General features: G+C 59.6%; 20 protein-coding genes. 9 read left to right on the forward strand and 11 right to left on the reverse strand.

All coding sequences use genetic code 11. The features are described 5' to 3' along the window. Positions 1-43 precede the first annotated feature (43 nt). Positions 44-349, reverse strand: a complete 306-nt coding sequence (locus KOL70_RS15330) for a PTS sugar transporter subunit IIB (RefSeq protein WP_021507627.1) — start codon at positions 347-349, stop codon at positions 44-46. Between the two features lie 291 nt (positions 350-640). Between KOL70_RS15330 and KOL70_RS15335 the strand changes: the two genes are divergently transcribed. Continuing rightward, the gene (locus tag KOL70_RS15335) at positions 641-1,585 is read left to right on the forward strand and encodes a MurR/RpiR family transcriptional regulator (protein WP_215480856.1); all 945 of its coding nucleotides are present in this window, start codon (positions 641-643) and stop codon (positions 1,583-1,585) included. A gap of 16 nt (positions 1,586-1,601) precedes the next feature. Here the strand turns inward: KOL70_RS15335 and KOL70_RS15340 are convergent, their stop codons facing one another. Then, positions 1,602-2,690 carry a tartrate dehydrogenase gene (locus tag KOL70_RS15340; protein WP_058770650.1) on the reverse strand — a complete coding sequence of 363 codons (1,089 nt, stop codon included), beginning with the start codon at positions 2,688-2,690 and terminating at the stop codon, positions 1,602-1,604. 16 nt (positions 2,691-2,706) lie between these two features. After that, positions 2,707-4,017, reverse strand: a complete 1,311-nt coding sequence (locus KOL70_RS15345; protein WP_150059223.1) for an MFS transporter — start codon at positions 4,015-4,017, stop codon at positions 2,707-2,709. A gap of 130 nt (positions 4,018-4,147) precedes the next feature. Here KOL70_RS15345 and KOL70_RS15350 point away from each other — a divergent pair, with 130 nt between their 5' ends. The 4 genes from KOL70_RS15350 to KOL70_RS15365 all read left to right on the forward strand — a co-directional run bounded on the left by KOL70_RS15350 (position 4,148) and on the right by KOL70_RS15365 (position 8,310). Further along, positions 4,148-5,056: a LysR family transcriptional regulator gene (locus KOL70_RS15350; RefSeq protein WP_031279716.1), complete on the forward strand. Its 909-nt coding sequence runs from the start codon at positions 4,148-4,150 to the stop codon at positions 5,054-5,056. Between the two features lie 118 nt (positions 5,057-5,174). Further along, on the forward strand, positions 5,175-5,720 hold the full coding sequence (locus KOL70_RS15355) for a helix-turn-helix domain-containing protein (RefSeq protein WP_058759668.1): 546 nt from the start codon (positions 5,175-5,177) through the stop codon (positions 5,718-5,720). Next, positions 5,717-6,757, forward strand: coding sequence for an HlyD family secretion protein (locus tag KOL70_RS15360; protein ID WP_127833650.1), 1,041 nt, complete (start codon positions 5,717-5,719; stop codon positions 6,755-6,757). Before KOL70_RS15355 ends, KOL70_RS15360 begins: the two co-directional genes overlap by 4 nt. After that, on the forward strand, positions 6,754-8,310 hold the full coding sequence (locus KOL70_RS15365) for a DHA2 family efflux MFS transporter permease subunit (RefSeq protein WP_254185848.1): 1,557 nt from the start codon (positions 6,754-6,756) through the stop codon (positions 8,308-8,310). Before KOL70_RS15360 ends, KOL70_RS15365 begins: the two co-directional genes overlap by 4 nt. A 17-nt stretch (positions 8,311-8,327) precedes the next feature. On the opposite strand, the gene uxuA is transcribed toward KOL70_RS15365, so the two are convergent. The 3 genes from uxuA to KOL70_RS15380 form a co-directional block, all read right to left on the reverse strand. After that, the gene (gene uxuA, locus KOL70_RS15370) at positions 8,328-9,392 is read right to left on the reverse strand and encodes a mannonate dehydratase (RefSeq protein WP_166719824.1); all 1,065 of its coding nucleotides are present in this window, start codon (positions 9,390-9,392) and stop codon (positions 8,328-8,330) included. 132 nt (positions 9,393-9,524) lie between these two features. After that, entirely contained in the window at positions 9,525-10,229 is a 705-nt protein-coding gene (locus KOL70_RS15375; RefSeq protein ID WP_215480857.1) for a response regulator transcription factor, read from the reverse strand. Then, complete coding sequence (locus KOL70_RS15380) at positions 10,229-13,480, reverse strand: transporter substrate-binding domain-containing protein (RefSeq protein ID WP_215480858.1); 3,252 nt, start codon at positions 13,478-13,480, stop codon at positions 10,229-10,231. The genes KOL70_RS15375 and KOL70_RS15380 overlap by 1 nt, the downstream gene beginning before the upstream one ends. Positions 13,481-13,850: 370 nt before the next feature. Between KOL70_RS15380 and KOL70_RS15385 the strand changes: the two genes are divergently transcribed. Continuing rightward, positions 13,851-14,813, forward strand: a complete 963-nt coding sequence (locus KOL70_RS15385; protein WP_150059227.1) for a sensor domain-containing diguanylate cyclase — start codon at positions 13,851-13,853, stop codon at positions 14,811-14,813. Positions 14,814-14,840: 27 nt separating this feature from the next. On the opposite strand, the gene KOL70_RS15390 is transcribed toward KOL70_RS15385, so the two are convergent. Beyond that, entirely contained in the window at positions 14,841-16,709 is a 1,869-nt protein-coding gene (locus KOL70_RS15390; RefSeq protein WP_215480859.1) for an amidohydrolase, read from the reverse strand. A 162-nt stretch (positions 16,710-16,871) separates the two neighbouring features. Here KOL70_RS15390 and KOL70_RS15395 point away from each other — a divergent pair, with 162 nt between their 5' ends. Beyond that, the gene (locus KOL70_RS15395; protein ID WP_021507614.1) at positions 16,872-17,780 is read left to right on the forward strand and encodes a LysR family transcriptional regulator; all 909 of its coding nucleotides are present in this window, start codon (positions 16,872-16,874) and stop codon (positions 17,778-17,780) included. Here KOL70_RS15395 and KOL70_RS15400 read toward each other — a convergent pair whose 3' ends face one another. Further along, positions 17,781-19,370, reverse strand: coding sequence for an MFS transporter (locus KOL70_RS15400; protein WP_132465957.1), 1,590 nt, complete (start codon positions 19,368-19,370; stop codon positions 17,781-17,783). It lies immediately after the preceding gene. A 215-nt stretch (positions 19,371-19,585) separates the two neighbouring features. Between KOL70_RS15400 and KOL70_RS15405 the strand changes: the two genes are divergently transcribed. Then, positions 19,586-20,407: an alpha/beta fold hydrolase gene (locus KOL70_RS15405; protein WP_215480860.1), complete on the forward strand. Its 822-nt coding sequence runs from the start codon at positions 19,586-19,588 to the stop codon at positions 20,405-20,407. Positions 20,408-20,700: 293 nt separating this feature from the next. On the opposite strand, the gene treF is transcribed toward KOL70_RS15405, so the two are convergent. Both treF and KOL70_RS15415 read right to left on the reverse strand, forming a co-directional pair. Further along, positions 20,701-22,359, reverse strand: coding sequence for an alpha,alpha-trehalase TreF (treF, locus tag KOL70_RS15410; RefSeq protein ID WP_058759659.1), 1,659 nt, complete (start codon positions 22,357-22,359; stop codon positions 20,701-20,703). Positions 22,360-22,707: 348 nt separating this feature from the next. Continuing rightward, positions 22,708-23,562, reverse strand: coding sequence for an SDR family oxidoreductase (locus KOL70_RS15415; RefSeq protein WP_058770640.1), 855 nt, complete (start codon positions 23,560-23,562; stop codon positions 22,708-22,710). A gap of 101 nt (positions 23,563-23,663) precedes the next feature. On the opposite strand from KOL70_RS15415, the gene KOL70_RS15420 reads away from it, so the two are divergent. Then, positions 23,664-24,035, forward strand: a complete 372-nt coding sequence (locus KOL70_RS15420; protein WP_021507610.1) for a helix-turn-helix domain-containing protein — start codon at positions 23,664-23,666, stop codon at positions 24,033-24,035. A gap of 22 nt (positions 24,036-24,057) precedes the next feature. On the opposite strand, the gene yghX is transcribed toward KOL70_RS15420, so the two are convergent. After that, positions 24,058-24,948: a YghX family hydrolase gene (yghX, locus tag KOL70_RS15425; protein WP_215480862.1), complete on the reverse strand. Its 891-nt coding sequence runs from the start codon at positions 24,946-24,948 to the stop codon at positions 24,058-24,060. Positions 24,949-25,427 lie beyond the last annotated feature (479 nt).

The following is a 25,427-nucleotide window of genomic DNA, read 5'->3' on the forward strand; positions in this document are numbered from 1 at the left end:
CGCAACGCCGTGTGTTATCAGTCAGATTGGGGGAAACGAAGAATCAGGAAGCGCGCAGCGCCAGCGCTTTATCCAGCACCTGTTCGCCGCGCATCATGCCGTAATCCATCATGTCGATAACGGCGACCGCCTTGCCCTGCGGGGCCGCGATGGCGGTGAGGCGGGCAGCTTCAAACTGCACCTGCGGGCCGAGCAGCACCACGTCTGCGTCCGGCAGGATACGTTCGAAATCGGCCACCGGGACGGCCTGAATGTTGATCGCCAGCCCGCGCGCTTGTGCGGCGTGCTGCATTTTATTCACCAGCATGCTGGTAGACATGCCGGCGGCACAGCAAAGAACAATGCGCATAATTTATCCTCCTGTGAATTGACTCCGGCATTTAAGACCTGTCGCAGTCGCACTGTAAATACCCTGCGGCCAGATGATTTTGTGATGAAAGTTATTTAAAGTATTATTTATCAATAGCTTAATCATTAAACTGCCATGAAAATAATTTTCATTGGTGTGATCGGCACGATGATTTTCTGTTGCGAGTGCTTTAATTCCAGGAAAATTCAGTGCGCTCAGCTGAAAAAAATCTCACCATGAAAAATATTTTCATGCATCATGAGAGTTCGTTACTGAGGATGTGATGAGCTAATGGATATTGTCTGGCAACTGCAGCAGCAGTCGGCGCGTTTTGATGCGCAGGAATCAAAGCTGGCGCGATTTATTCTGGATAACCTGCACGCCAGCGCGCAGGCCACTATGGAGAGTCTGGCGACGCAGGCGGGTGTCAGCCCGGCTGTACTCCAGCGCTTTGCTGCCTCGGCGGGCTACCGCGATCTGGATGATTTTCTGCACCAGGTGCGCCAGGCCGGCCAGCAGGAAAGTGCGTTTATGACGGTGATTCGTCAGCGGCAGGCTTCGCTCAGCCAGCAGGAGCAGCGGGTGGCGCGCGCCATCCTGCGTGACGCCGCGTTTGCGGCCTCGGCCACCATTGAACAACTGGCCAGCCGGGCGGAAGTCAGTGCGGCGACCATTACCCGCTTTGCCCGTTCGGTCGGCTGCGACGATATTCGCGATCTGCGTATGCGGCTGGCACGCGCCAGCGCCGAGCCAGCCAGCGCCAGCCACGGTGCGCTGCCGCAGCTGGTGAGTCTGCATCAGGCGCTGACCCAGCAGTGGCAGCTGCTGGATGACAGCCGCTGGCAGCAGGCGGCGCAGGCGCTGCGTCAGGCACGCAGCGTGTTGCTGATCGGTGCCGCCGGCCAGCACACGCCGCTGGTGGCGGAAGTGCAGCAGCGGTTGAGTGAAGCCGGGCTGGCGCTGGCGTGGATCCAGGACGACAACCTGCTGCGTCTGACGCTCAGCCGTTTGCAGCCGGACGATCTGCTGCTGATCCTCGCGCCGGACACCATCAACAGCAGCGTGCTCAGCGCGGTGCATCACGCTCACATCCAGCAGACCCCAGTGATGGCGCTGTGCCCGGCGGCGCTGGATCTCGCCAGCCAGGCCAACTACTGGCTGCCGCTGCCGGATGCAGCACCGGCGCGGCGCTATGGCATCCTGCTGGCGCTGGACCGGCTGGCGGCGGCGCTGTAACACCCCGGCTTTCGACTCAGGCGGTTGCCGCCACCTGAGATTTGGCTTCAATAAACTGCACCAGCGCGCGCGTCACGTCAGCGGTGGTGGCGCTGCCGCCGATGTCCGGCGTCAGAATGCCCGCCGCACACACGTGCTCAATGCCCTGCATTATCAGCGCGGCCGCGTTGCGCTCGCCCAGATGCTCCAGCATCTGTACCGCGGTCCAGAAGGTGGCGATCGGGTTAGCGATGCCTTTGCCGGTGATATCAAACGCCGAGCCGTGAATCGGTTCGAACATCGACGGAAAGCGCCGCTCCGGATCGATATTGGCGGTTGGCGCGACGCCGAGACTGCCGGCCAGCGCGCCGGCGAGGTCGGAGAGAATATCCGCATGCAGGTTAGTGGCGACAATGGTATCCAGCGATTGCGGGTGCAGCGTCATGCGGTGCGTCATGGCATCCACCAGCATCTTGTCCCACTGCACATCCGGAAACTCCTGCGCCACTTCCGCCGCAATTTCATCCCACATCACCATGCCGTGCCGCTGGGCATTGGATTTGGTCACCACCGTCAGCAGTTTGCGCGGCCGCGACTGCGCCAGTTTAAAGGCGTAGCGCATGATGCGCGTCACGCCGACGCGGGTGAAAATCGCCACTTCAGTGCCCACCTCTTCTGGCAGGCCGCGGTGCGCACGGCCGCCGTTGCCGGAGTATTCCCCTTCCGAGTTCTCGCGCACGATTACCCAGTCAAGATCGCCCGGTCCACGGTTGCGCAGCGGCGAGGTCACGCCCGGCAGAATTTTGGTAGGCCGCACGTTGGCGTACTGATCGAAGCCCTGACAAATCGGCAGGCGCAGCCCCCACAGCGTGATGTGATCCGGCACGTCCGGCGCGCCCACCGCGCCAAAGTAGATGGCATCAAACTGCTTCAGCGTCTGCAGGCCATCTTCCGGCATCATCACACCGTGCTGTTTGTAGTAATCCGAGCCCCAGTCAAAGGTCTGCACGTCAAACGTCAGCTGTTCATCGTGCCGCGTCAGCGCCTGCAGCACCTCAACGCCAGCCGAAATCACTTCCGGGCCAATACCGTCTGCCGGAATCGCGGCAATTTTGTAGTTACGCATAGTGTTCTCCAGTCAATTAATGGGTATGAGGATGAGGCAGATCGGCGCTTTGCGGTTTTGGCGTGTGCGCGGCGAGAATCAGCACGATGAGCGCGGACAACGCCAGCAGCGCGGCGACGAAATAGAGTCCCCAGGTGTAGCTGCCGGTTTGCTGGCGGATCACGCCAATCATCATCGGGCCGACAAAACCGCCGAGGTTGCCGATGGAATTAATGGTGGCGATGCCGGCAGCTGCGGCCGGCCCGCTGAGAAACAGCGTCGGCATGCTCCACAGCGGCGGTTTGGAGGCGCTGATGCCGACCGTGACCAGCGTCAGCGCAATAATCACCGCCAGCAGCGTGCTGACGTTGCCGGCGTAAATCAGCCCGGCGGCAGCCAGTAAACAGGCGCCAATGACGTGCCAGCTGCGCTCTCCGCGACGATCGGAGTGACGCGCCCACAGGATCATGCCGATCACGCCGATCACCGCCGGGAAAGCATTGAGGAAGCCGATTTCCAGCGAGGAGGCGCCGAAGCTGCGGATGATTTGCGGTGACCAGATCCCCAGCGTATACAGCCCGGCCGACGTGCCGAAGTACACCAGCGCCAGGGCCAGTACGCGCTTGTCCGCCAGCCCGCGCCAGGCGCTGCTGTGGCCGTGCTGCGTCGACCGCGCCTGCTCTTCAGCCTGCATGGTCTCCTGCAGCCAGCGCCGCTCTTCTGCGTTCAGCCATTTAGCCTGCGCCGGACGGTCGGTGAGGAAAAACAGCACTACGATGCCCAGCAGCAACGCCGGAATCGCTTCTAATACAAACATCCACTGCCAGCCGGCGTAGCCCAGCAGACCATGCATCTCCAGCAGCGCGGCAGAGACCGGCGAGCCAAGCGCGGTAGAGAGCGGGGCGGCAGCCATGAAGATGGCGGTAACCTGCGCGCGCTTCGCCGCCGGAAACCAGTAGCTGAGGTAGAGAATGATGCCAGGAAAGAAACCGGCTTCCGCCACGCCGAGCAGAAAGCGCAGGAGGTAGAAGCTGGTGGTGCCCTGCACCAGCGCCATGCAGCCGGAGACCAATCCCCAGCTGATCATCACGCGGGCGATCCAGATGCGTGCGCCCACTTTGTGCAAAATTAAATTCGACGGGACTTCAAACAGAAAATAGCCGAGGAAAAAGATCCCGGCGCCAAAACCAAATACCGTGGGCGAGAAACCTAAATCCTGATTCATGGTTAACGCGGCAAAACCAATATTGACGCGATCGAGAAATGCGATGAAATAGAGCAGCATGATGAAGGGCACAATGCGCAACGTCACTTTACGCATCACCCTTTTTTCGAGGTGAGATTTCATATTAAAGTGCTCCAGATTGTGTAGGGTAGTATTATTTTCTGGTTGTCGAATGCAGTATGCAGGTTTGTATTGCGCGATCATCAGGCGTGGATTATATAAACTATTTGAATAATCGTGCGGTGAGGGAAATGTGGATATAAATCAATTGCGTTGTTTTGTCGCGGTGGGTAAAGAACTGCATTTCGGTCGGGCGGCACAAAGTATGGAAATGATGCCTGCATCACTTTCCCGCTTTATTCGCCTGCTGGAGGAGGATCTCGGCGTGCGCCTGTTAAACCGCTCAACGCGCAATGTTTCATTAACCGCCGAGGGAGCCCTGTTTTTTGACGAAGCGGGAAAACTGATCGATCAGTTTGATGCGCTGGCGCTGCGTTTTAAAGGCGGATTAAAAGATGAACGCCGGACATTACGCATTGGCGCTATCGATAGCGCCGCGCGCGGTTTAGTTCCGGCACTGCTGAATTTATTTGTGCCGCGTCATCCGCTGAGCGATATCCATATTATCGAAGATAAAACCCTTAACCTGATTCCTAAATTAAAATCCGGCTGGCTGGATATGATTATTATCCGCGCGCCGCAGCGCATGGATGCGTCACTGGCGCTGCGTTTTATTACCCGCGAAAGTTGCGTGCTGGCAGTGCCGCTGACGCATCCGCTGGCGGATAAAGCGCAGGTGACGGTGGCGGATTTTCAGCATGAAGCCATGATCATTCCGGACCGCCGCACCCGGCCGCACAGCCACGATCTCACCATCAGCCTGTTTAAGCAGGCCGGCCTGACGCCACATATCGCGCAATATGCCGAAGAGAAGCAAACCATTCTCAGCCTGGTGTCCGCCGGCCTCGGTCTGGCGGTGGTACCAGCCTCTTATCGCACCATGAACAGCGACAGCGTGCGCTATATCGCGCTGACGTTACCTGAGCAGATCAAAGGCTTGCCGCTGAGTATTGCGTGGCAGAAGGGCAACGAAGATCCGCTGTTGCGTGAAATGCTGCGTCTGCTGCATGACCACCGGCAGGAATTGATCGACAGGCTGTGAGGCTGCGCCAGAACGCGCGCTGACGTTCTGTTTATTACTTTCATTATGCAAGTGACTTGCAAAATGAAAGTTACCCTGCCACAGTATCCCGCATCGACTTCACATCGGGAACTGGCCCATGAAAAACCAACCTCTGTGTAATATGCCGTGCCCTATCGCACGCAGCCTTGGACGCGTCGGCGACGGCTGGAGCATGCTGATCATGCGCGATGCGCTGGCCGGCTTTACCCGCTTTGATGAATTTCAGAAAAGCAGCGGCGTGGCACCCAATATTCTGTCGCGCCGGCTGAAAGAGCTGGTAGAGGATGGATTGCTGGAAAAGGTGTGTTACAGCGACACTCCGGCACGCTACGAGTACCAGCTCACTGCGGCGGGCCGCGATTTTCGTACGGTAATACTGGCGCTGGCCGAGTGGGGTAGCACCCACTTTTCACCGGAAGGGCGGCAGATGCAGCTGGTTGAAAGCGCCACCCAGCGCCCGGTGACGCCGCAAATGGTCGACAGCGCCACCGGCCAGCCGCTCTCCAGTGACAAATACCAGATGGTGCCAGGCCCGGCGGCCAGCCCGATGATGCACTATCGCCAGCAGTATCTGGCGAGAAAGCGCGCAGGCGATACGGCGCAAAAATTCGCCCCGCAGACGGTGGCCGGGAACGAACCATGAGCCTGACGCGGAAAAAAGCGGCACTGCTGCTGATGCTGGCCTGCGGCGGCGTGGCGCTGGCCGGCTATGGCTATTACTGGTGGCACAGCGCGCGCTTTATGCCTTCGACCGATGATGCTTACGTCGGCGCGGATATCAGTGCGATTTCGGCCAAAGTGTCCGGCTATGTCCAGACCCTTACGGTGCAGGATAATGCGGCGGTTAAAAAGGGCGACCTGCTGGTGCAGCTGGATAACCGCGACTATCGGGCGGCGGTTGACCGTGCGGCGGGCGAAGTCGCCGCGCAGCAGGCGGCGCTGCAGGATATCGTCGCCACGCGCCAGCTCCAGCTGGCCACCATCGACGGCGCGCGTGCTGCGCTGCTGGCGGCGCAGGCGGTGACGCAGAAAACCACCGCCGACCAGCGCCGCTATGATGCGCTGGTAAGCAGTGCGGCGGTGTCGCAGCAGATTCGCGATCATGCGCAGGCCGATTACCATCAGGCGCTGGCGCAGGAAGGCAAAACCCGTGCCGATCGCGCGGTCGCCGAACGTCAGCTGCAGGTGCTGGATGCGCGCGAGCAGCAGACGCACGCCGCGCTGGCACAGGCGCAGGCCGACCTGGCACTGGCACAGCTCAATCTGGAATACACCGCTATCCGCGCGCCGTTTGATGGCGTGATCGGCAATCGCCGCGCCTGGGCCGGTTCGTATGTCAGCAGCGGCACGCAGCTGCTGTCGCTGGTGCCGGCGCAGGGGCTGTGGATTGACGCCAACTTTAAAGAGAGCCAGCTGGCGCACATGCGGCCAGGCCAGACGGCAACAATTGTGGCGGACGTGCTGCCAGGCCGCACCTTCAGCGGGCATGTCGCCAGCCTGTCGCCCGCGACCGGTTCGCGCTTCAGCATTCTGCCGGCGGAAAACGCCACCGGTAACTTCACCAAAATTGTCCAGCGCGTGCCGGTGCGCATTGCGCTGGACGGCGATGCGGCCACGCTCGGGCTGTTGCGTCCGGGACTGTCGGTGACCGTGACCGTCGATGAGCGCAGCGCGCAATGAGCCGCGTGGTCGCCGCGCCGATCGCGCCCGCGCAGATGCCGGTCAGCCGGAAAGTTTTCGCCTTTGCCACCCTGTGCATCGGCATGTTTATCGCGCTGCTGGATATCCAGATTGTCTCAGCTTCGCTGCGCGACATTGGCGGTGGCCTGTCGGCGGGCGATGATGAAACCGTGTGGGTGCAGACCAGCTACCTGATCGCCGAAATCATCATTATTCCGCTCTCCGGCTGGCTGGCCAGCGTGCTGTCTACGCGCTGGCTGTTCGCCGCTTCGGCCTGCGGCTTTACGCTGATGAGCCTGCTGTGCGGCTGGGCGTGGAACATTCAGAGCATGATCGCGTTCCGTGCGCTGCAGGGGCTGGCGGGCGGCTCAATGATCCCGCTGGTGTTCACCACCGCCTTCGCCTTTTTCCAGGGCCGGCAGCGGGTGATTGCTGCCGCGACCGTCGGCGCGCTGGCGTCGCTGGCACCGACGCTCGGCCCGACCGTTGGCGGCTGGATCACCGATAACTTCAGCTGGCACTGGCTGTTTTTTATCAACATCATTCCCGGTATTTACATCACCATTGCGGTTCCGCTGCTGGTGAACATCGACGCGCCCAACCGCGAACTGCTGCGCGGTGCGGATTATCTCAGCATCGTGCTGCTGGCGCTGTCGCTCGGCTGTCTGGAATATACGCTGGAAGAGGGGCCGCGCTGGGGCTGGTTTGATGATGACACCATTGCCACCACCGGCTGGATTGCGCTGGCGGCGGGCGTGTTGTTTGTGATCCGCACGCTGCGGCATGCCAAACCGATCGTCGATTTACGCGCGCTCAAGGACCGCGACTTTAGCCTCGGCTGCTACTTCTCGTTTATGGCGGGCGTGGGGATCTTCGCCACCATTTACCTTACGCCACTGTTTCTCAGCCAGGTGCGCGGCTTCAGCGCACTGGAGACTGGACTGGCGATCTTCTCTACCGGGGTGTTTCAGATTCTGTCGATCCCGCTGTATGCCTGGCTGGCGAACCGCGTCGATCTGCGTATTTTGCTGGCGGCGGGGCTGATCTGTTTTGCGCTGTCGATGCATTTCTTTGTGCCGATTACGCATGACTGGGGGGCGAAGGAGCTGCTTTTTCCGCAGGCATTTCGCGGTATGGCGCAGCAGTTTGCCGTGGCACCCACGGTGACGCTGACGCTGGGCAGTTTGCCACCGGCCCGCCTGAAGCTCGCGTCTGGCCTGTTTAATCTGATGCGCAACCTTGGCGGCGCGATTGGCATTGCCCTGTGCGGTACGGTGCTCAACGACCGCACCAACCTGCACTTTAATCGGCTGGCGGATCACCTCAACAGCACCAGCCTGACGCTGGGTGATTTTCTGCAGGGGCGCGCTCAGGCGCTGATGGCCAGCGGCCTGAGCCCGGATGCTGCGCATACGGCCGCGCTGCAGTCGCTGGCGGCGCTGACGCTGCGTGAAGCGCGCACCCAGGCCTTTTCCGACGCGTTCTGGCTGATCATGACAGGCTTTTTCGTCGCGGCGCTGCTGGTACCGTTACTGAAAAAGCCACAGGGATGAGGCTCGCCCGCAGCCTGTCACCGCTTGCTCAGCGCTTCCCACAGGCCCAGCAGATAGGTGGTGCCCAGCGCGCGGTCGTACAAACCGTAGCCTGGGCGTCCGGTTTCACCCCAGATAAAGCGGCCGTGATCCGAACGGATATAGCCGTCAAAGCCGTTGTCATACATCGACTGCAGCACTTTATACATATCCAGCGAGCCATATTCCGTCGGATGCGCGCACTCGTAGAAATCTTTATCGCGGATGATCTTGATGTTGCGCACGTGGGCAAACGGGATGCGCTTGCGGCGCGAGAATTCGGCCAGAATGGCATAGACATCGTTCTGCGGATCCTCGGCAATCGATCCGGTGCACAGCGTGATGCCGTTGGCTTCAGAATCGACGACGTTACAGATCCAGTCGAGATCGTCGCGGTTCTTCACCACGCGCGGCAGACCGAAGATCGAATACGGCGGATCGTCCGGGTGGATCGCCATCTTCACGCCCACCTCTTCGCACACCGGGATCACCGCTTTGAGGAAATAGGCGAGGTTTTCACGCAGCTTCGCGTCATCAACGTCCTGATATTTGGCAAACAGCTCCTGAACTTTTGCCAGCCGTTCCGGCTCCCAGCCCGGCAGCGCGAAGCCGTTGGCGCTGCCCAGTACTTCTTTCACCACTTCGTCGAGGCTTTTATCAATGCCCTGCTTCTCGAAGGCCATGGTGATGGAGCCATCCGGCAGCACGTAATGCATATCCGTCTTCATCCAGTCGAACACCGGCATGAAGTTGTAGCAGATCACTTTTACCCCGGCGGCCGCCAGGTTGCGGATACTTTGCTGATAATTGGCGATGTAGCGATCGCGGCTCGGCAGGCCGATCTTGATGTCGTCGTGAATATTTACACTCTCAATCACTTCAACCGTCAGTCCGGCTGCGTGCACCTGATCGACCAGCGCCTGGATCTTCTCCTGCGGCCAGGTTTCGCCCACCGGCACATCGTAGAGTGCGCCCACCACGCCGCGTACGCCCGGCACCTGGCGAATATATTCCAGCGAAACCTTGTCTTCCTTCGGCCCAAACCACCGCATTGTCAGCTGCATTATGTCATCCACCGTCATCGTGTCTGTATGATAACGGCTAAACTACCATACTAGAATTCATGAGGGCAGCCTTGTGCGGCGATTAAGCCTTGATCCGCGTCACAGAACCAGTTTTATCCGCAGCGCAGTCGCTTACTGGGTGGTCACCAGCTCGGTGAAATATTGCTTGTACTTAAACAGTTCGAGATCCGAGCGCAGCCCCAGTTTGCGCAGCGCGGTCTGCTTCTGACCGCTGATGGTTTTGCGGCTGCGCGCGTATTTACCGGCGATCTGCGTAATGCTCAACCCGTCGAGATAACAGCGAATCACCTCGATTTCGCGCGGGCTCAGCTCGCGCAGCAGCAGCGTGATGTCGTCGCCCGCCTGGCGCGGCGTCAGGTAGTCGTGCATCTCGCGATCGCTCTCCTGGAATTTATCCAGCTCCAGCATTATGTCCGGCGTCAGGAAGCGCTTGCCGCGACAGATTTGATGGATGGCGTCGATCAGTACCTCCTGATCGTGGCTTTTGCCGACAAATCCCTGTACACCGGCTTTCAGCAACAGCTGGACAATCGCCGGTTTCTCCACCGCGGATGACACCAGAATCTTCAGCTGCGGGTAGTGCAGGCGCAGCTGTTTCACCATTTGCAGCCCGTCGAGCTGGTCTTCACCCAGCATGTAATCCAGCACCAGGATATCGAGCGGGTGGCGCTGCAGGAAATTCATCAACTGCTGGCGCTGGGCAAAAGCCCCGGCCAGATCGAGCTGCGGCTCCTGCGCTAAGCGGTACTGCATGGCTTTACCAATCAGCGGATGATCGTCCAGCACGGCAATCTGCCAGATTGCGCTCTCTTTCATTACATCACCTCTTCAGGAATAGGTGTTTCCAGGGCACGCAGGAACAGCGCGTCCAGCTCGGCCACCGCCCCGGCGACCTCCGGCAGCAGCTGTTGTAATAGCGCACCATCTTCATGCTCCGCCGCCTGTTCGGCGGCGCGGCAGCGATGTTGCAGCGCGTCGGCGCGCAGCATTCGGGCACTGCCGAGTAGCTGATGCGCGGCGTGACGCGCCGAAGCAAAATTGTTCGCAGCCACCGCCTGCGTCAGCTGGGCGAGATCGTAACTGTTCTGCTGGCGCGCGGTGGTCACCAGGTCGCGCCACGCCTGCGGGTTGTTTGCCGCCAGATTCTCCAGCGTCAGCAGGGTATCGTCGCGCGTCGGGTTCATCGGTGCGCCGGTGATCACCTGCAGCAGCTGCGCGCGCTCCAGCGGTTTAAACAGACAACCGTTCATGCCGGCGTCCTGCGCCAGCTGAGCCACGCGCTCCTCCGCCATCGCCGTCAGGCCGTAAACCGGTACCGCGCGTCGCACCAGGCGCTTCTCTTCGGCGCGCAGCTGGCGGGTGAATTCGAAGCCGTCCATCTCCGGCATGTTGCAGTCGGTAATTACGCGGTCCGGCTGATTTTCGCGCCACAGCGCCAGCGCCGCTGCACCGCCATCCGCCACCAGTACATGGTGCCCGGCGTAGCGCAGCTGCTGGGCCAGCAGCAGGCGGTTGGTGGCGTTGTCATCGACAATCAGAATGCGCAGTGCAGCCTGTTTTGCTGGCTCCACCGGCTGTGGCAGGGCGGGCTGCTCATGTTCAATGCTCGCCGCTTCCGCGCGGAAGCGCAGCATAAACACGCTGCCGTCACCCGGTTCACTCTCGACGTGCAGCTCGGTGCCGAGCATCACCGCCAGCCGGCGGCAGATATTCAGGCCTAACCCGGTGCCGCTGGCGCGGTTGCTGCCCTGATCGACCTGAATGAACGGCTCGAAGATCGCCTGCTGCTGCTCTGCCGTCAGGCCAACCCCGCTGTCGCTCACCTCCAGCACATACTCCGGCCGCGTGCTCTCTGCCTGATACAGCGCCACTTCGACTTCGCCGTGCGAGGTAAACTTGATGGCGTTGCTCACCAGATTGGAGAGAATTTGCTTCAGCGCCACCGGGTCAAACAGCACCTGGTCCTGCTCCAGCTCCAGCACGATATTCAGCGCCAGCCCCTTGTTGAGCGCCACCTGGCGGAACAACGCTTCGCAATCCCGCACCACTTCACTGAGCGACATCGGCTGCAGCTGCACGCTGAAATGCCCGGATTCGATTTTGGCCAGGTCGAGAATATCGCCCACCAGCGACAGCAGCGAACGCGACGACTCCCAGGCGACATCAATGTTTTTCTGCCGCTGCTGTTCATTACTCTGGCCAAGATGCTCGATTTCCAGCAGGCCAATCAGCGCCGCCAGCGGCGTGCGGATTTCATGACTCATGTGCGACAGGAAGGTGCTTTTCGCTTCGCTGGCGCGCACCGCGACTTCGTTGGCTTTGCGCAGGTCGGCCATCAGCGCTTCGATATGCGCCAGCTGCTCGCTGATTTCACGCTCGTGCTCGCGCTGTTTGGCCAGCGAGGCTTTCAGCAGATGGTTACGCCACAGGAAAAACAGCAGGCCCAGCCCGGCCACGGCGACGATGCGCAATATATAGCTGCGATAGCTTTGCCACGAGGTGCTGGTAGCGGGCGGCGTGTATTTGATCCAGCGCTCCATCAGCGACTGCATGGTCGGCTGCGGAATATCGGACAGCGCTTTGTTAAGGATCGACAGCAGCACCTGATCCTGGCCATTGACCGCCATCGCCATGCGGAACATCGGCAGCGGCGCGACAAACGCGACCTTAAAGCTGTCATTAAAGTGATTGTTGAGCAGAAACAGCGACGACTCGTACGGCACGATAAAGCCATCCAGCTGCTTATCGAGTAGCTGACCGAGCGAATCAATCGATACGCCATTTTCGACGAAGTTGATGCCCGGCCAGCGCTCACGTAAATCGTAACGATAGTAGGCGCGCTCATAGATACCGACGCGCTTGCCCGCCATCTCATCAAAGCTTTTCCACGGGCTGTCTTTGCGCGTCACCACTACCCACGACGAGTAGATGTAAGAGCGGGTGTAGCGGATTTTGTCGTCCTGCTGCGCGGTGGCGTCGCTGACGGCGATAATCGCATCGCGCTGGCGGTTGAGCGTATCGCGCATGTTGCTCAACCCCTGAATCGGATTGTAGCGAAAGCGAATGCCGGTGCGCTGGGAAATCATTTTCAGCAGGTCCATGCTCAGGCCGACCACGCGCTGGCGGTTATCAGTAAAGGTAAACGGCGTATGCGAAGGATCGTAATTAACGGTGATCTCGCGGTGCTCTGCCAGCCACGCGGCCTCTTTGTCGCTGAGATCCAGCGGATGGTTTTTAACCACCGACTGATAATCCAGGCTCCAGGCTTCCGCGATCTGTACCGCGTTGCGCAGCGGAATGTTTTTCAGGATTTCATCGATGGCTGCGATCAGCGGCAGATTGGCACTGTTGCTGGCAAAGCGCGCGTCGACATCGTTGGTGTACGGTGTGCTGTGCGCCTCAATCACGTTCTGCAGGCCGCGATGCGAAAGAAAGCGCTGAGTGGCGCTGTTGCTCCAGAACAGGGTGTTTTCGCTAAACGCGGTGTCGGTGTAGGCCCACAGCGGCGGCGCGGCCGGCGCCAGCGTGGCGCGCGGATAGCGCTTGTGCAGCAGCGCTTTGAGTTCCGCATCACCATAATAGAGCAGACGATAGCGGCTATTTTTCAGTTCACTGTCGAAGGTCGCGTTACGTTTGCTGATTAATACGCTGCGCGCCAGTGAATACGGCAGGCTCAGCGCCAGCTGCGTATCCTGATTAGCGGCCAGCGTGTAGTAAGGAATCAGATCGACTTCACCGTCGTTGAGCGCATCCACCAGCTCCAGCCGGGTTTTATACACCTTGATTTTCACCGGCAGATTTAACGCCTTCGCCACGATGGCCAGATAATCGGCCGAGAGTCCTTCGTAGGTATTGGCTTCAAACGACACGGAATAGGGCGGCAGCGGGTTGTTCCACACGCCGACGCGCAGTACAGAGTGCTGTTTCAGCCACTGCTGGCTCTGCGGCGACAGCGTGACTTCCGGTGCCACCAGACCATAGCGCGGCGAGAAATTTAACGTGGTTGCACCCCAGGCAGACAGGCAAAAGCCCAGTAACAGAAGGAGGCTGAGGATGCGTTTACTCACGGATGATTTCACTCGCTGGACCGGTTGCGCGCGCCGCCACTATGACGGCACTTCTTCTCTGACGGCACGTTACGCGTCAGGCATCCTTCAACAGCGACTTAATACAAGTGGACTTAAATCGTGCTTAAGAAATTTCTTAAAAACAGGAGAGAAAATTCCTGGTGAAAGGCAGGTTCCGCCGGCGCGCCGAAGCGAAGCGCGCTGCTATTTTTAGTAAGTGTAAGTTTTGTTTGCTGAAATTACCGCGTTGCTTCGCCATTCCTGCTGAACCCGGCGCAATTTTCCGACGCTAATCGCCTTTTCATTTGTTTTATTTACAGAATCTATCGTGCAGGCAAAATAGCCCTTATTTTCTCTCCAGCGATCAACCATGTCCGAAGAAGCGCTGCGCCAGCAGATTCAGAACCTGAAAAAGCACAATGCGCGCCTCAAGCGCCTGGCGCACGACGCGCGTAATAAGCTGAACGCGGCGCTGGACGGCACCGGCTTGTGCCTGTGGCAGCTGGATATTCCCAGCGGCAAGCTGGTGATTTTTAACCGGCGCTGGGGCGCGATGCTCGGCTTTCAGGCGAAAGAGACCAAAGCGCGCTTTGATGCCTGGCGCGAGTGCCTGCATCCGGAAGATGCCGATGAGGTGCTGCGCGCCTTTTACGATCATATTGAAGGGCGCGCGCCCTATTACGAGGCGCTGCACCGTATGATCGGCAAGAACGGCAAAATCACCTGGGTGCTGGATCGCGGCCGCGTCAGCGAGTGGGACGAGCAGGGTAATCCGCTCAAAGTGACCGGCACCCATATCGATATGACCAAAGAGAAGAATTACGAAGCCCAGCTCTCCCTGCTGGCGCATCACGACCCGTTAACCGCGTTGCCCAACCGCCACGCGCTGCAGGCGCATTTTAGTCAGCTGCAACGCGCCGGGCCGCTGTGCGTGGCGTTTATCGACCTCGACAACTTTAAGCACGTCAATGACACGCTCGGCCATCGCAGTGGTGACGAGGTGCTGATTCAGCTCAGCCAGCGCATCCGCGATTTGCTGCCGTCAGAGGCCATCGTCGGGCGGCTTGGCGGCGATGAGTTCGTGCTGCTGCTGCCGTTTTTGATTGACTACCCGAAGGTGCGCATTCTGGCGCAGGCGGTGCTGGATGCGGCGCTGACGCCGTTTGACGTCGACAATGGTCATGCGCGGATTGGTGCTTCGATCGGTATCGCCCCGGTACACCGGCGCGACAGCTTCGACGACGCGCTGACCCGGGCAGATGGCGCGATGTACCAGATTAAAAAGAACGGTAAGCAGGGCTTTGGCCTGGCAGGCAATATATCGATGGGGTGAGGGCCAGCGCCCGCACCCCTTGATCACTTAAAACGCAAAACAGGAACAGCCCAGCGCACCCCAGAACGCGTTATTGTCTGACACCGGCACCGATGACTGGCGCGCCACATCATGAGCGTGGCTGTGCACGCCACAGGGGCCGCTGCACTGGTGTACCTGCGGCATCCGCGCGGCGCGGCCGCTGGTCTGCGGCGGGGCGCTGCGGTAGTGACCGGGCACGGTAACCACCGGCGACCACTCCGGCAACACCGGCACCGGCGGCGGTGCCAGCGGCGTGAAGCTGCCGGCGGCATACACCACATTGCCATCCACCAACGTCAGCACCGATTCAATGCCTTTGATCTCCTCTTCCGGTACGCTGAAGAAATCTTTCGACAGCAGCACCAGATCCGCCAGCTGGCCGACTTTGATCTCACCTTTGGCGCTCTGCTCGCTGGAGAACCAGGCGCTGCCTTTGGTCCATAGCATCAGCGCGGTTTCACGGTCGATGCGTGCGTTGTCATCGTACAGCTGCATCCCGCCGACGGTACGGCCTGAAACCAGCCAGTACAGTGCGGTCCACGGGTTATAGCTGGCAACGCGGGTGGCATCGGTACCGAGGCCGACCGGCACGCCGGCCTCCAGCATGCGCGCCACTGGCGGCGTCTGCTTCGCGGCCTCTTTACCGTAGCGATCGACAAAGTATTCTCCCTGGAAAGCCATGCGATGCTGCACCGCCAGGCCGCCGCCGAGCGCTTTTACCCGCTCAATATTGGCTTCAGTGATGGTTTCCGCATGGTCAAAGAACCAGTGCAGGCCATTGAACGGAATGTCGCGATTCACCTTCTCAAACACATCCAGCATGCGGCTGATCGATTCGTTATAGGTGGCGTGCAGGCGGAATGGCCAGCGATGCTCCACCAGGTGACGCACCACGCGCTCCAGCTCATCTTCCATGCCGGGTGCCAGATCCGGGCGCGGTTCAAGGAAATCTTCGAAGTCCGCCGCCGAAAACACCAGCATTTCACCGGCACCGTTGTGGCGCAGGAAATTGGTGCCCTGGCCCGGCTTCAGCATATCGGTCCACTTCTCAAAGTCTTCCAGCTCGTGGCCGGGACGCTGGGTGAACAGGTTATAGGCGATGCGTACCGTCAGCTGCTTTTTCGCGTGCAGTTCGGCGATCACGTTGTAATCGTCCGGGTAATTCTGGAAGCCGCCGCCGGCGTCAATGGCGCTGGTCAGACCGAGGCGGTTCAGTTCACGCATAAACTGACGCGTCGAGTTAACTTGCTGTTCCAGCGGCAGTTTGGGCCCTTTCGCCAGCGTGGCGTACAGCAGCATGGCGTTAGGACGGGCGATCAGCATGCCGGTCGGATTGCCATTGCTGTCGCGCTGGATTTCGCCGCCCGGCGGGTTGGGGGTCTCTTTGGTGTAGCCCACCACTTTCAGCGCGGCGCGATTGAGCAGCGCGCGGTCATACAGATGCAGAATGAAGACCGGCGTATCGGGCGCGGCGGCGTTGATTTCGTCCAGCGTCGGCATGCGGCGCTCAGCAAACTGGAACTCGCTCCAGCCCCCGACCACGCGCACCCACTGCGGTGACGGCGTACGCAGGGCCTGTTCGCGCAGCATACGCAGCGCATCGGCCAGCGACGGCACGCCTTCCCAGCGCAGCTCAAGGTTGTAGTTGAGGCCACCGCGAATCAGATGCAGGTGGGAATCGTTCAGGCCGGGAATGCCGGTGTGCCCTTTGGCGTCGATGATTTGCGTGTCGCTGCCGGCAAAGCGCATGACGTCTGCTTCGCTACCTACGGCGAGGAACTTGCCGTCTTTGATGGCCACGGCGGTAGCCAGCGGGTTCGCGCGGTCGACGGTGTGAAACTTACCGTTGGTAAAAATCAGGGATGCGGTCGTCATTCTGTTCTCTCCGTTAAATTAAGCGTAGCGGCCCTTAGCCACCGTGTTAATGCGCGGTTAAAAATGCTTGCGCCGATGAGGAAAAAAATACGAAATGACAGCAGTTATTGATAACGGATTGTTTTTACGTTGTCGTTCAACTTTTTTTACGGAGGGTAGGGAATGCGTTTAAATCTGGAGGCGCTGCTGATTCTGGATGCGCTCGATCGTCATGGCACCTTTGCCGCTGCGGCCGCGCGACTGTTCAAAACCGCGTCGGCGTTGAGCTATACCGTGCAGAAGATGGAGAGCGATTTAAAAATCACGCTGCTCGATCGCTCCGGCCATCGCGCCACATTCACGCCGACCGGCCGCCTGATGCTGGAAAAAGGGCGGACGCTGCTGCGTGCGGTGAACGAGCTGGAGCAGCAGGCGCGCTACGTGGAGAGCGGCTGGGAGAGTCTGCTGACCATCAGCGTGGATGCTTCGCTGCCGTTCAGCATCCTCACACCGCTTATTGACGAATTTTATCAGCAGCACCCGCACACCCAGCTGCAGTTCCGTCAGGACGTGCTGGCCGGCTGCTGGGAAGCGCTGCACTACGGCGAAGCGGACATTGTCTTTGGCGCGGTTCAGGAACCCGCCACGCGCAAAGAGATTGTCTGCCAGCCGCTGGGCTGGCTGGAGTATGTGTTCGCTGTCGCTCCTGACCATCCGCTGGCGGCGGAGCCCGAACCGCTGCTGCGTGAACAGATTCGCCAGTATCGCGCGGTCACGGTGCATGATTCATCCCGCCACGGTGCCGGGATGGATTTACGCGTGCTGGATGAGCAGAAGACGCTGAGCGTGCATGATTTCCCGGCCAAACTGCAGGCGCATCTCGCCGGGCTCGGCTGCGGTTATCTGCCGCTTTACCTGGCGCGCCCGCACCTGGCGAGCGGTGCGCTGGTGGCGCGCCAGCTGGACAGCGAGTGCCGGCGCGATATCGCCTATCTGGCGTGGAATGAGAGCGCCTGCGGCAACGCGGCTATCTGGTGGCGCGAGCGCCTGCCGACGCTGCCCGGCCTGAGTGACATCTACGCGCCAGCCTGATCACAGCGCAATATGATGGCTGACCTGCGGGGGTTCATCACCCTGATGGAACTGCAGCACCGCCTGCTGTAACTCAGCATCGGCGCGCGAGACGCGCTGGTGCTGACGCAAATGCTCCTGCCATGACTCCACCATAAACCACTCCAGCAGCGCTCCGGCATCGTCGGTCTGCTCCATTAATCCCCACGCATAGGCACCGTCACGACGTCGCGCCTGCGCCAGTTTGTGCATGGCGTGCTGGAAAGCGGCGCGATCGGCCTGGGGAACACGGTAGCGAATCTGGATCAGTACGGCACCACGGCGGATATCCACCGCATCGCTCACCACCGGTTCAGCCCAGTGCTGCGCCGGCTGCAGATCCGCTTCGCCCGCCGGCAGCGCCAGCCGTTTTGCCAGCAGCGCCGTGATGAGCAGCGCCGCGCCGGCCAGCATCAGCGTTGGCGCCAGACCTATGTGCTGGGCGATCAGCCCCCAGGCCAGACTGCCACCCGCCAGCGTGCCGTTGAACACCATCAGATAGACCGCCAGCCCGCGACCGCGCACCCAGTCGGGCAGCACCGCCTGCGCCACGCCGTTGAGGGTCGTCAGCGCGATGATCCAGCCGGTGCCCAGTACCAGCATCAGCAGCAGCGCCAGCCACTGTGGCGGACTGAGCGCCAGCGCCACCATGACCAGCGCGCTGAGCACGGCGGAGAGCAGCATCAGTCCATCATGGCTCAGCCGGGCACGCAGGCGCGGCAGCAGCAGTGCGCCGGCAATGGCACCGGCACCGACGGCCCCAAGCAGCAAGCCATAAAAGCCCGCGCTGCCATGCAGCATGGTGCGCGCCACCAGCGGCAGCAGCGCCCAGATGGCACTGGCGAAGGCAAAATACAGCGCGGCGCGCAACAGTACGCGGTGCAGTTCGCGGCTGGCTTTCACATAGCGCAGCCCGGCGCGGAAAGCGCCAAAGAAGTGCTCATTCAGCGCGGTAGCGGCTTTCGCCGGACGTTTCCACCACAGCAGCGCGGCGATGACGAAAAAATAACTGGCGACATCGGCACCGTAAGCGGCCATAGCACCTAAACTTGCCAGCAGCAGGCCGCCGGTAGCCGGTCCAATCGCCCGGGCAATGTTGATGCCCAGCGAGTTGAGCGCGACGGCATTTTTCAGCTCATGGCGGGGTACCAGTTCCGGCACGATGGCCTGCCATGCCGGACCGAACAGCGCCGCGCCGACGCCGCCGACAAAGGTCAGGCCGATCAGCCATTCAACGGTGAGCCAGTGGTTGTGCGACAGCAGCAGTAGCGTGCCGCTGACGCTGGCCATCAGCAGCTGCACCACAATTAGCAGTCGGCGGCGGTCAACAATATCTGACAGCACGCCGGCCGGCAGCGCCAGCAGGAACACTGGCAGGGTGGCGGCGGTTTGCATCAGCGCGACGGCGGTTGGGTTATCCGACAGTCCGGTAATCAGCCAGGCGCTGGCAACGTCACGGATAAAGCTACCGGTATTGCCGAGCACCGAAGCGGTCCAGATCACGGCGAAAAGCCCGTAGGCGAAAGGGGAAAACGCGCCGCTGCGCGCTGTTTGTGGATTTGGCTGGTTCATCAGGCTGTTCCTGTCTGTGTGCGATGAGAGCACGATACGAAGCTCGCCCGTCAGGAGATAGCGGAAAAAATCGGCCAACTTGTACAAGGATTTTTGACGGCAGGGCTTAGCAAAAATCTTTGCACAAGTTGTCAAAATCTCTGCTTTAGGTTTTTCCAGCATCCCACGCTAGTTTGATTGCCAGACACAACATCACTGACTAACGGAGAAAAAACATGAGCACATTCAAGACTAAAGACGGCGTAAACCTGTACTTCAAAGACTGGGGCAAGGGGCAGCCGGTGCTGTTCAGCCACGGCTGGCCGCTGGATGCCGATATGTGGGACAGCCAGCTCAACTTCCTCGCCGAGCGCGGCTACCGCGTCATCGCGTTTGACCGCCGCGGCTTTGGTCGCTCCGATCAGCCGTGGGAAGGCTACGATTACGACACTTTTGCCGACGATATTCACGGCCTGATCGAGCATCTGCAGCTGGATGAGGTGACGCTGGTGGGCTTCTCGATGGGCGGCGGGGATGTGTCGCGCTACATCGGTCGTTATGGTACCGCGAAAGTGAAAGGACTGGTGCTGCTGGGCGCCGTTACCCCGATTTTTGGTAAAACCGACGATCACTCGGAAGGGGTGGAAGCAGCGGTGTTTGACGGGATCAAAGCGGGTTTGCTGAAGGATCGTGCGCAGTTTATCAAAGAGTTCGCCACGCCGTTTTACGGCACCAACGCGGGCCAGACGGTTTCCGATGGGGTGCTGACGCAGACACTGAACATTGCGCTGCTGGCGTCGCTGAAAGGTACGCTGGATTGCGTGACCGCGTTCTCTGAGACGGATTTCCGTGCGGATATTGCCAAAGTGGATGTGCCGACGCTGGTGATCCACGGCAGTAACGACCAGGTGGTGCCGTTTGAAGCTACCGGCAAGCTGGTGCATGAGATGATTGCGGGTTCACAGCTGAAAGTGTATGAGAACGGCCCGCACGGTTTCGCGGTGACGCATCAGGACCAGCTGAATGCGGATCTGCTGGCGTTTTTGCAGGGGAATTGAGGGGGGAGTGCATTTTTCCCCTCACCCTAACCCTCTCCCGCCCGCGGGAGAGGGGACCGTTCGAGTGAACAATTAATTCATTAATTACATATGGCAGCGTTTCCCTCTCCCGCCCGTGGGAGAGGGGACCGATCGAGCGGGGGATTGGCTCTTGAATTAACCTGGGCTGTCTCAGTCCTGCATATGGCAGCGTTTCCCTCTCCCGGTGGGAGAGGGCCAGGGTGAGGGCATCAGGCCGCAGTATCCCGCATCAGGCCGCCGCATCCTGCCTGCCACTCCACCCAACTACGCCGTCAGTCCGCCAGCAAATGCCCGTACATCGCCAGCAGGCGACGGGTGACGCCGTTGGTCCAGCCGAAGCCGTCCTGCAGCGGATACTCACCGCCGCCGCCCGGGCGGGCGCGATCGCCGCTGATATCGTACTTCTCTACCAGCTTATGGTGCAGCGAATAGAAATTCTTCACCGTGGTCAGCCAGTTGACCGCAATCTCGGTTGCCAGCGTCTCTTCACCGTAGTTATTCAGTCCGACCACCGCCATCCACTGCAGCGGTGCCCAGCCGTTGGGTTTATCCCACTGCTCGCCGCTCTCCACCATGGAGGTCACCAGCCCGCCCTGCGTCAGCAGCAGCTGGCGCAGCGCCACCGCCTGCAGATGCGCCTGCTCGGGTGATGCCAGCCCCAGGAACAGCGGTACCACCGCCGCTGCGGTAAAGGCACCAAAGCGTTCACGTCGCCAGTCGTAGTCGCGGTACACGCCAGCGGTGTTGTCCCACAGATAGCGATGAATCGCCTGCTTGCGCGCATCCGCCTTCTTCTGCCACGCCAGGCCGGTGAGTTCTTCGCCCTTCGCGTGCGCCAGCGTCGAGATCATCAGCTCCAGCTTGTAGAGAAACGCATTCAGATCCACCGGAATAAACTGGGTGGTGCGAATGCTGGCCAGACGCTGTGGATCGCGCAACCAGCGCGAAGAGTAATCCCAGCCGGAAGCGGCACCGGCGCGCAGATCGCGATAGACCTCGCTGGCCGGCCGACGCGATTTGCTGGCGGTTTCCACATCTTCCATCCACGACTCATCGCGCGGCGTGTCGCGATCGTCCCAGTAGCGGTTGAGCAGCGAACCATCCGGCATGCGCACCACGTGGCGATAGGCCTGGTGCGGCATCAGCTCGCCGGCTCCGTCCATCCAGAACTGATACTCTTTCATCAGCTGGTCAAGATAGCGCTTCGCGCCGCGAATGCCGTCCTCTTCAAACAGCTCGACCATCAGCGCGAACACCGGCGGCTGCGAGCGGCTGAGGTAATAGGTACGGTTGCCATTCGGCACGTGACCGTAGTTATCAATCAGCCAGGCGAAGTTGTCCGCCATATGACGCAGCAGATCGTCGCGGCCCGCTTCGGCCAGTCCCAGCATGCTGAAGTAGGAGTCCCAGTAATACGTTTCACCAAAACGCCCGCCGGGCACCACGTAGGGCTTCGGCAGCGGCAGCAATGACGAATGCGGTAAATGCTGCTGCGGCATTTTGGTTAACACTGGCCACAGATCGTCAATATGCTCCGTCAGGGTTTTATCCGGATTGGAAACATAAAAACTCTCATTGACCTGCGGTAAATAAAAATGCTCGTGGACAAATTTTTCCAGGTCGAACTCCGCCGAACGTTTGCGGCGGCGATAGCGGATTAAAATATCCAGCGGATCGAATTTAGGCGCGCAGTCCGGAAACGTTTTGCTGTCGGCAAAAATACGTGACGTCTGCACGTGCTCAAACAGCTCCAGATAGCGATCGGCAGGCGTCAGCGCATCAGGCGCAGGCAGGCCTTCGATCAGCTCGGGTTCCGGCTCCGAATCCTGCATACCTTCGCGGATAAACTCGTGAGGATCGTATTGATACCCCAGATCAGCATGGGCTTCGTGTTCTCCGAAAGCTTGACGTTGCTGGTGGTTAGTATTAATAGCGGCCTCCTGAAATTGCCTGGTTGCTCAAAGGACAAATTATAGATCTCTGACCCGATGAGACAACAATGCGAAATATCTATGAACGTAATAAATCTTGTCGATTGATCGGCTATTTTAGGCTTTTTTCAGCGAATACAACGCCCTATATTTCAGGAATTGAAAGCAGTGTTTCAGATGAAGCTTTAAATAAATGAACAGATTTATCTGTAAATAAGAAAATCGTCAGTGATAACGGCAAAAAAGCGGGAAGAGGTTGATCATTTGATGGCAAACGAGACGGGGAAAAGAGGGCTTTTCGTCGCCCTCACCCCGGATTTCACCGCAGGTGAGGGCGCCATCAGCGCCTTACTTTGCCAGCGTGGCCTTAATTACCGCGGCGAACGGTGTGGTCGGGCGGCCAATGAGTTTGCTGAGCGTGTGACTGTCGTCGAACAGGGCACCCTGAGCGGCACCGGCGTCGGAATCCGCCAGCAGTTCGGCCAGCGGCGCGGGTAAACCGGCTCCGATCAGCGCCGCGCTGAACTCCGCAGGCGGCAGGTTAACGTACTCCACCTGTTCGCCGGACTGGCGGGCGATCTCCGCACTGAATTCTGCCAGCGTATAGCTGTCATCGCCGGCCAGTTCGTATACTTTGCCGGCCTGATCGTCACGACTGATCACCTCTGCCGCCGCGGCAGCATAATCCTCGCGCGCCGCCGACGCGATGCGCCCGTTGCCCGCCGCGCCGATAAAGGCATGATGCGCTAACGCCGGTGCGATGCTGGCCGCATAGTTTTCGCTGTACCAGCCGTTACGCAGCAGGGCATAAGGGATGCCTGAAGCCTGCAGCAGCGCTTCGGTGGCGCGGTGTTCGACGCCCAGACCCAGCGGCGAGGTATCGGCATGCAGCAGACTGGTATACGCGATAAATGACACGCCCGCCGCTTTGGCGGCATCAATCACCGCCCGGTGCTGGGCTTCGCGCTGGCCCACTTCGCTGGAGGAGATCAGCAGCACTTTCTGCACGCCGGCAAAGGCGCCCTGCAGCGTCTGTGGCTGGTTGTAATCCGCGGTACGCAGCGCGACGCCGAGCGCCTGCAGGTCCTGCGCCTTTTCCGGTGAACGTACCACCGCGATGATCTCGCTGGCCGGTACTTTTTTCAGCAAGGCATTAATCACTAAACGGCCCAGTTGGCCAGTGGCTCCGGTAATCGCAATCATGGTGTTTTTCCTCAGGTTGAACTGGTATGGAAACAGCCTACGAGATAAACTAACTTTTAGTAAGTACTTACAGATTTGTTAGTTTGAGCGGAGTGATGTAAATGGCTGAAAACCTGAGTGATAAATTTTCCCGTGGTGAATTGCTCAATGTGAACTGCCCGTCACGTGAAGTGTTAAAACGGATTACCAGCCGCTGGAGTGTGCTGGTGTTACTGGCGCTGCGTGCTGAGACGCTGCGCTTCAGCGAACTGCGCCGCCGGATTGGTGGCATCAGTGAACGCATGCTGGCGCAGACGCTGCGCTACATGGAAGAGGATGGCTTCATTGAGCGTATCGCTTATGAAGTGGTGCCGCCGCACGTGGAGTACCGGCTGACGGCGCTGGGCCATGAGGTGGAAGGGCAGGTCATCGGCCTCGCCGACTGGCTGGAAAGCAATGTCCACCGCATCATTAAAGCGCCGCAGACAGCGTGAGTGCCGTCGCGGCGCGCCAGGCTCAGGCGTGCAAATATTTCTCAAACCAGCCGAGTGTGCGACCCCATGCCAGTTCTGCGGCAGCTTTGTCATAGCGTGGCGTTGAGTCGTTGTGAAAGCCGTGATTCACGCCGGGATAAATATACGCTTCATAGGTTTTGTGGCTGGCTTGCAGGGCGGCTTCATAGGCTGGCCAGCCTTCGTTGATGCCTTTATCCAGCGCGGCATAGTGCAGCAGCAGCGGCGCCTGAATGCGCGCCACATCTTCCGCTTTTGGCTGGCGGCCGTAGAACGGCACGGCGCAGGCCAGCTCAGGAAACGCCACTGCCGCCGCATTTGCTACGCCGCCGCCATAACAGAAGCCGGTGATGCCGACCTTGCCGTTCCCCTCGGGATGCTGCATCAGGAAATCGACCGCCGCGAAGAAATCGTTCATCAGTTTGGCCGGGTCGACTTTGGCCTGCATCGCGCGGCCCTCTTCATCATTGCCCGGATAGCCGCCCAGCGAACTTAAGCCATCCGGCGCCAGCGCGACATAGCCCGCTTTGGCGACCCGTCTCGCCACGTCTTCAATGTAAGGATTCAGGCCGCGATTCTCGTGTACCACCACCACGGCACCCAGCTTGCCGCTGGCGTGAGTCGGGCGCACCCGATAAGCGCGTACCTCGCCATGTCCCTGGGGCGACGGGTAGTGAATGTATTCGGCGTTGATATCAGGGTCGGTAAACGACACCTGCTCTGCCAGCGCATAATTGGGGCTCATGGCGCTGAGCAGGGTGGCTCCGGTCATGCCGGCGATGGTGAACTTCGCGGCCAGCGAGAGAAACTCGCGCTTGCTGATGCGACCGTGCGCATAGTAGTCATAAAGCTCAAGCAGTTCCTGGGGAAAATCCTGGGCGGTAAGACGGGTCATAACCTCTCCTTCGCTGATTAACCGGACTGTGCTGCTTTAACAAAGCACAGCCTGACGCCGCTGGCAAATGCCATGCCCCATCGGGTTAATGCGCGATGGCTCACAGAATGTCACCGAAAGACAGCAAATTAATTTCTTTTTGGTCTATAAAAATTATCTTTTAATTAACAAAGTTTCTTTCTGGCGACTGTGCAGGAAATTTTACAGCGTAACGTGAAGGTGCGGTCCTCTGCCGTTTTGTCTGGCGCAGTAATTAACAGCTAAATTAGCCAGTTACCAGATTAACGCCTTTTCCTCTCGCTCTGCTTAATAACAAGATTGTCACAATAAATCACGGGATTTAACCTTAACTTAGTGATTTTAAACAAGTAGTTTCTGGTGAAAACAATGATCGAAATCAAAAAATACTGTTATAGTTTTAGCCATTCCCACTGTTTCTTTTTGTTCTCGCCGCTTGCCTTACAATTGGCGTGAATCTC

Origin of the sequence: Pantoea sp. B270 (assembly GCF_018726825.1) — a bacterium.
GTDB lineage: Bacteria > Pseudomonadota > Gammaproteobacteria > Enterobacterales > Enterobacteriaceae > Pantoea > Pantoea dispersa.